General features: G+C 71.1%; 5 protein-coding genes. 4 read left to right on the forward strand and 1 reads right to left on the reverse strand.

Features of this window, described 5'->3' with window-relative positions; all coding sequences use genetic code 11:
- Positions 1–878: MurR/RpiR family transcriptional regulator (locus C1J00_RS40640; protein ID WP_102913864.1), on the forward strand; the 878-nt coding region annotated here is incomplete at its 5' end.
- Between the two features lie 46 nt (positions 879–924).
- Entirely contained in the window at positions 925–1,857 is a 933-nt protein-coding gene (gene murQ / locus C1J00_RS40645; RefSeq protein WP_102913865.1) for an N-acetylmuramic acid 6-phosphate etherase, read from the forward strand.
- Between the two features lie 65 nt (positions 1,858–1,922).
- Here murQ and C1J00_RS40650 read toward each other — a convergent pair whose 3' ends face one another.
- Positions 1,923–2,168, reverse strand: a complete 246-nt coding sequence (locus C1J00_RS40650; protein ID WP_102913866.1) for a hypothetical protein — start codon at positions 2,166–2,168, stop codon at positions 1,923–1,925.
- A 113-nt stretch (positions 2,169–2,281) separates the two neighbouring features.
- Between C1J00_RS40650 and C1J00_RS40655 the strand changes: the two genes are divergently transcribed.
- Together C1J00_RS40655 and C1J00_RS40660 are read left to right on the forward strand one after the other, a co-directional pair.
- On the forward strand, positions 2,282–3,121 hold the full coding sequence (locus C1J00_RS40655; RefSeq protein WP_102913867.1) for a helix-turn-helix domain-containing protein: 840 nt from the start codon (positions 2,282–2,284) through the stop codon (positions 3,119–3,121).
- Positions 3,105–3,296, forward strand: coding sequence for a DUF397 domain-containing protein (locus C1J00_RS40660; protein WP_102913868.1), 192 nt, complete (start codon positions 3,105–3,107; stop codon positions 3,294–3,296). Before C1J00_RS40655 ends, C1J00_RS40660 begins: the two co-directional genes overlap by 17 nt.
- Positions 3,297–3,369: the final 73 nt, after the last annotated feature.

Genomic DNA, 3,369 nt, shown 5'->3' on the forward strand with positions numbered 1-3,369 from the left:
CGAGCACCCCGCCCGCCCCCGCCGCCCTCGCGGCCAAGGTCCGCACGCTGGGCCCGTCGATGACCCGCTCCATGCGGCGCGTCGCCGAGGCCGTCGCCGGCGACCCGGCCGGCTGCGCGGCCCTCACGGTCACCGGCCTCGCCGAACTCACCGGCACCAGCGAGGCGACCGTCGTACGCACCGCCCGTCTGCTGGGCTATCCGGGTTACCGGGACCTGCGCCTGGCGCTCGCCGGCCTCGCCGCGCAGCAGCAGTCGGGCCGCGCCCCGGCCATCACGACGGACATCGCGGTGGACGACCCGATCGCCGACGTGGTCGCCAAGCTCGCCTACGACGAACAGCAGACCCTCGCCGACACCGCCGCCGGGCTCGACACCGTCCAACTGGGCGCGGCCGTCACCGCGCTGAACACGGCCCGCCGCACCGACGTGTACGGCGTCGGGGCGTCCGGCCTGGTCGCCCAGGACCTCACGCAGAAGCTGCTGCGCATAGGGCTGATAGCCCACGCCCACAGCGACCCGCACCTCGCCGTCACCAACGCCGTGCAACTGCGCGCGGGCGACGTCGCGATCGCCGTCACGCACTCCGGGGCGACGGGGGACGTCATCGAGCCGCTGCGGGTCGCCTTCGAGCGCGGCGCGACGACGGTGGCGATCACCGGCCGCCCGAACGGCCCGGTCACGCAGTACGCCGATCATGTCCTCACGACGTCCACCGCACGCGAGAGCGAGCTGCGTCCGGCGGCGATGTCGTCCCGGACCGGCCAGCTCCTCGTGGTGGACTGCCTGTTCGTGGGGGTGGCGCAGCGGACGTACGAGACGGCGGCGCCGGCGCTGTCGGCTTCGTACGAGGCGCTGGCCCACCGGCATCGGCCCTGAGGCAGCCGCCCCTCCCAGCACCGGAAAGACACGGAAAGAGCCGTCCATGACCTCCACCTCCAGCCCCCGTGACCTCAGAGTCGAGTTGGAGTCCCTGACCACCGAGGCCTTCCGGCCGGAACTCGCGGACATCGACCGGCTGCCCACCCTCGACATCGCCCGGCTGATGAACGGCGAGGACGCCACCGTCGCCGGGGCGGTCGCGGCCCGGCTGCCGCAGATCGCCGCCGCGATCGACGCCGTCGCGGAGCGGATGGCCCGGGGCGGCCGCCTGGTCTACGCGGGTGCGGGCACGGCGGGCCGGATGGGCGTCCTGGACGCCTCCGAGTGCCCGCCCACGTTCAACACCGACCCCTCGCGGGTCGTCGGCCTGATCGCGGGCGGCCGGGACGCCGTGGTCACCTCGGTGGAGGGCGCGGAGGACTCCCGGGAACTGGCCGAGGCGGACCTGAAGGGCCTCGCCCTGACCCCCGACGACACGGTGGTCGGCATCTCCGCCTCCGGCCGCACCCCTTACGCCGTCGGCGCGGTCGAACACGCCCGTGCCCGCCGCTCCCTCACCATCGGCCTCGCCTGCAACCCGGGCAGCCCGCTCGCGGCCGCCGCCGACCACGGCATCGAGATCGTCGTGGGCCCCGAGCTGCTCACCGGCTCCACCCGCCTGAAGTCCGGCACCGCGCAGAAGCTGGTCCTCAACATGCTCTCGACGATCACGATGATCCGGCTGGGCAAGACCTACGGGAACCTGATGGTCGACGTCCGCGCGTCGAACGACAAGCTCCGCGCCCGGTCCCACCGCATCGTCGCCCTGGCCACGGGCGCCGCCGAGGGGGACATCGAGCGGGCCCTGACCGCCACGGACGGCGAGGTCAAGAACGCGATCCTCGCCCTCCTGGCCGACGTCGACGGCCCGACGGCGGCCAGACTCCTGGCGGAGTCCGACGGGCACTTGCGAGCGGCCCTGACGGCGTCCGGCTGACTCACCGGCCACGGCGGCGCCGACCGGCCTCGACGCACTGGAACCGGGCAACGTACTCGGCTGGTTCACCGTGACTTCGGCTCCCGGTTGACCTGCCTCACGCGAGCCCGCAGCGTCTCTCCCATGGGCAGCGAGCGCAGTACGTCCGTCAGGTGCTCGGCCGTCCGTACGTTGCAGCGCCCCAGATCGACCAGGGCGAACGGCTCATCGCCCGCGCCGGTCACCGGGTCGACGCCCAGCGACGGCAGCACGACCCCGACTCCCCCGAGCGCGTCCCGCAACGACTCCACGATCTCTTCGGTCGAGCGCACGTTTCCTACCTCCACGCTGAGTTTGCGATTCACCACACAGCGTGTCCGACGCGTCCCTAATCTGGCCAGATACGGCGGTCCAACAACCCGATCTGTACGACAGGGAGTCGCCCATGCCCGGATCCAGGGACCTCGACCCGTCCTCCTCCCCTCGGGCTCTCCTCGGCGCCGAACTACGCCACGCCCGCGAGAAGGCGGGCCTCAGCCAGGAGGAACTGGGACAGCGGCTGTTCGTGAGCGGGTCGTTCATCGGGCAGCTGGAGGCGGGGACTCGGAGGTTGCAGCGGGAGTACGCGCGGTTGCTGGACGAGGTGCTGGGGACGGAGGACTTCTTCCAGCGGAACTGTGCGGCGGCGGCGAAGTCGAAGTATCCGGAGCACTTTGCGGAGGCGGTGGAGGCGGAGACGGAGGCCACGGCCATCAGGGAGTACACCTCGATGCTGATCCCCGGATTGCTCCAGACACCCGCTTACGCACGAGCCGTCAGCCGCGCCTACCAGCCCTCAGCGGCAGAGGAGGCCATCGAAGCGCTGGTGGCCGGTCGCATGGAGAGGGCGCGGATCCTCGGGGACCCAACAAAGCCTCTGTTGTGGACGGTGATTGACGAGGCCGCCCTGCGCCGCGTGACGGGCGGGCCAGAGGTGATGACGGGGGCTCTGCGCCACCTCATCGGCTTGATCCGCCGGAACCGCGTCATCGTTCAGGTGCTGCCGTTCGACGCAGGAGCCCATCCGGGGATGCAGGGGTGCGTCAGGGTGATGGACTTCGACGGCGCCCCTCCGCTGGCGTACCTCGAAGGGGTCGACACCGGACAGCTGGAAGACGACCCCGCCACCGTCGCGCGTTACAGGCTCTACTTCGAGTTCCTCACGGCTTCGGCACTCCCGCCTGAGAAGTCTCTGGCTCTCCTTGAGGCGATGGCGCAGGATTACGGCCATGAGGAACACGCCTGAGTGGTACAAGTCCAGTTACAGCGGCGGCACCGGCGACAACTGCCTGGAAGTCACCCAGGCACTCCCTGATGTCATCCCCGTCCGCGACTCCAAGACCCCCCACGGCCCGAAGCTCGTGTTCCGAGCCACCGCCTGGGCCGCGTTCGTCGAGAACCTCAAGGACGAGACGGCCTAAGCTTCGGGACCCGGGCTTCGAGCTCTCTTTTCAAGGAACGGGTGGAGGGCCCTAACCCTGTCCCCTATACCCA

Origin of the sequence: Streptomyces cahuitamycinicus (assembly GCF_002891435.1) — a bacterium.
Classification (GTDB): Bacteria; Actinomycetota; Actinomycetes; order Streptomycetales; family Streptomycetaceae; genus Streptomyces; species Streptomyces cahuitamycinicus.

What these genes read in the sequence shown, in the direction of transcription:
- C1J00_RS40655 (WP_102913867.1), top strand. Translation starts at nt 2,282, where the DNA reads ATGCCCGGATCCAGGGACCTCGACCCGTCCTCCTCCCCTCGGGCTCTC.
- C1J00_RS40660 (WP_102913868.1), top strand. Translation starts at nt 3,105, where the DNA reads ATGAGGAACACGCCTGAGTGGTACAAGTCCAGTTACAGCGGCGGCACC.
- murQ (WP_102913865.1), top strand. Translation starts at nt 925, where the DNA reads ATGACCTCCACCTCCAGCCCCCGTGACCTCAGAGTCGAGTTGGAGTCC.